2 protein-coding genes are annotated in these 3,014 nt (G+C 57.2%); one reads left to right on the top strand and one right to left on the bottom strand.

The window, feature by feature from the left end; genetic code table 11:
* Positions 1 to 116 precede the first annotated feature (116 nt).
* The gene (gene rpmE / locus ACXJ5O_RS23125) at positions 117 to 338 is read right to left on the bottom strand and encodes a 50S ribosomal protein L31 (protein WP_112523777.1); all 222 of its coding nucleotides are present in this window, start codon (positions 336 to 338) and stop codon (positions 117 to 119) included.
* Positions 339 to 541: 203 nt separating this feature from the next.
* Between rpmE and ACXJ5O_RS23130 the strand changes: the two genes are divergently transcribed.
* A complete protein-coding gene (locus ACXJ5O_RS23130) occupies positions 542 to 2,356 on the top strand; it encodes an ABC transporter transmembrane domain-containing protein (RefSeq protein ID WP_457301956.1) in 1,815 nt (604 codons plus the stop codon).
* Positions 2,357 to 3,014: the final 658 nt, after the last annotated feature.

The following is a 3,014-nucleotide window of genomic DNA, read 5'->3' on the forward strand; positions in this document are numbered from 1 at the left end:
CAGATACGCGTTCGAAAAAACTATTGGCGAAACAGTAGCTTGTCAAACGAGAGGGAGCGAATAACAAAAACGGCCCCGAATATCGGGGCCGTTTTAAATCCGGTGTGCCGGAAAACTTATATGCCGAGATTGGCGAAACGGCTCTTGAACTTCGATACGCGGCCGCCGCGGTCTGTCAGCTGCTGCGAACCACCGGTCCATGCCGGATGCGTGGAGGGGTCGATATCGAGGTTCATCGTATCGCCTTCCTTGCCCCAGGTGGAGCGGGTCAGGTATTCTGTACCATCGGTCATGACGACCTTGATGGTGTGGTAATCTGGATGAATCTTGGCTTGCATCTGTATCGTCCTAAACTAGAGGGCACAAAACCAGCGCCACTGCCTAAGTGGGGTTCCGGTCGGAGCCGATTGGTAGAGATGAAGCCAAACGTCACAGGGGCGTGGGCTTCCAAAACTGTTGGCGAGCCTATACATCAGCCTTTAAGCAATAACAAGGCCGTCTGGCCGCAAAGTCGCAAAGCGATGTGAGGAAGACCTGAGACATGGCCGATAGGGATCCATCTCACCTTCAAGAGACGGAAAAAAAGCGTCGCTCCTTGAAACCGCTGCGCCGCATCTACCCATATATGTCTCGCTATCGGGGCATGATAGCTGGCGCGCTTGTCTCCCTGGTGCTGGCGGCGGTAACGACGTTGACACTTCCGCTGGCTGTCCGGCGCATGATCGACCACGGTTTTACCGGGGCAAACGGTGCTTTTATCAATAACTATTTTGGCATGCTGGTGGTGCTTGCAGCGCTTCTGGCACTCGCATCGGGCGGGCGGTACTATTTCGTCATAACACTTGGGGAGCGCATTGTTTCCGATTTGCGCCGGGATGTATTCGATCATCTGACACGGCTTTCTCCGGCTTTCTTTGATCGCACCCAGTCGGGCGAGATTGTCTCGCGCCTTACCGCAGACACCACACAGATCAAATCGGCGGTTGGTGCGACGGCGTCGGTTGCGCTCCGCAATCTCATCCTTGCCTTGGGCGCAATTGTGATGATGGTAATTACGAGCGCCAAGCTGTCGGGACTTGTTATCGCGGCAATTCCGCTGATCATCATTCCTTTGGTCGCGTTCGGTCGATCCGTGCGTCGCCGCTCTCGTGCCGCCCAGGATACGCTGGCCAATGCCACGGCCTATGCCAGCGAATCCATCGTCTCGGTGCGCACGCTGCAGGCATTCACGAACGAGAAGCTGGCAACAACGCGCTTTGGCGCCTCGGTCGAAGATGCGTTTTCGGCGGCGCGTTCATCGGTCAAGGCAAGGGCGATCTTGACTGCCTTTGCCATCTTCATGATTTTTTCCAGCGTCGTCGCCGTGCTTTGGTTTGGCTCGCGTGATGTACTTTCCGGCGCGATGACACCCGGAACGCTTGGCCAGTTTCTGCTCTACGCGGTATTTGCCGCGGGGGCGCTCGGTGCGCTTTCCGAGGTTTGGGGCGAGCTGTCACAGGCATCGGGTGCAGCCGAACGGCTGATGGAAATCCTCGCAGAGAAACCGGCAATAGAAGCACCGGCCAATCCTGCCCCTCTGCCGCAGCCGGCCATAGGTTCAGTGAACTTTGACGATGTCTACTTCAACTACCCGTCGCGTCCGGATGCTCCAGCCCTGAAAGGTCTCGAATTCAAGATCCAACCGGACGAGACGGTCGCTATCGTAGGCCCGTCGGGCGCCGGCAAGAGTACCGTGTTTTCACTCTTGCTTCGCTACTACGATCCGGTTTCGGGGAGTGTCCGCGTCGATGGGCTCGATCTGCGCGAAGTCGATCCTTCGGACTTGCGTTCACGCATCGCGATCGTTCCACAGGATACAACAATTTTTGCCGCGACCGCCCGCGAGAACATTGGCTTTGGCCGACCTGGGGCTACAAACGCGGAGATAGAGGCCGCGGCCAAGGCGGCGTTGGCGCATGACTTCATTAAAGCATTCGACGAGGGTTATGATACGCAGGTTGGCGAGCGCGGCATCACGCTGTCCGGTGGCCAACGCCAGCGCATGGCCATCGCGCGCGCCATCCTGCGCGACGCGCCTATCCTATTGCTCGACGAAGCAACGTCCGCACTCGATGCTGAAAGCGAAATGCTGGTCCAGAAGGCTCTCGACCATTTGATGCAAGGCCGCACAACGCTGGTTATCGCGCATCGGCTCGCGACCGTGCTGAAGGCCGACCGTATTCTCGTCATGGAGAATGGACGCATTGTCGAGGAAGGCACGCATCAGACGCTAGTCAAGAAGAACGGCATTTATGCCAGCCTTGCCAAGCTGCAATTCGAAGCGGGCGCCGACGCCTTCAAGGGCGCTGCGGAGTAACGGTGTGATGCCGTTTCGTGGATAAAGTATCACTCAGAACGTTTTGACGGGTATTGTAAGTGCTCGGAATCGGCACAGGCAACGTGCGTGGTTCGACAAGCTCACCATGAGGGAGATCGAGGATTGCACCGATAGCCCTACGGTAGTTCTTCGCTTGGCAAATTGTGGCTCCCTGCCATCAACCCACTTCCCTCATGGWGAGCTTGTCGAACCACGCACAGCAGCATAGAATCTCGACGTCTCCGTCATCCTCGGGCTTGACCCGAGGACCCACGGCCAGGAASTGTTGAGGTATAACGTTCCACAACGCCTTCMAGTGAAGGATTCTGCGGGGGCTGGATTCCGCCGAAATCATGGATAAGTTTTCGCTCCATASTGCTGGGTCCTCGGGTCAAGCCCGAGGATGACGGAGCCCTTTCCAAACAAAATCCCGCAAACTTATCCACGCYCKCMAAACCTSRGYTATYCTATSCCCGTCCTTTCCATGGGGAGCTGCTTCCGGAGCCGTTCGAAAGTGGGGAAGGACGGCGTGTCAGCGGGCGGGCAACGGACCCAAGCGCTGGCCGACCTGTTCGTCTTCGGGGGTCAATCTGCGCATTTTAGGCAGATATTGCCTCCATTGTTGACGCCAACGCCAATCGTGCGGACACTGCACCGA

The organism is Phyllobacterium sp. P5_D12 (assembly GCF_054049495.1).

Coding starts and splice junctions, on each gene's coding strand:
- rpmE (WP_112523777.1), bottom strand. CDS start 338: ATGCAAGCCAAGATTCATCCAGATTACCACACCATCAAGGTCGTCATG.
- ACXJ5O_RS23130 (WP_457301956.1), top strand. CDS start 542: ATGGCCGATAGGGATCCATCTCACCTTCAAGAGACGGAAAAAAAGCGT.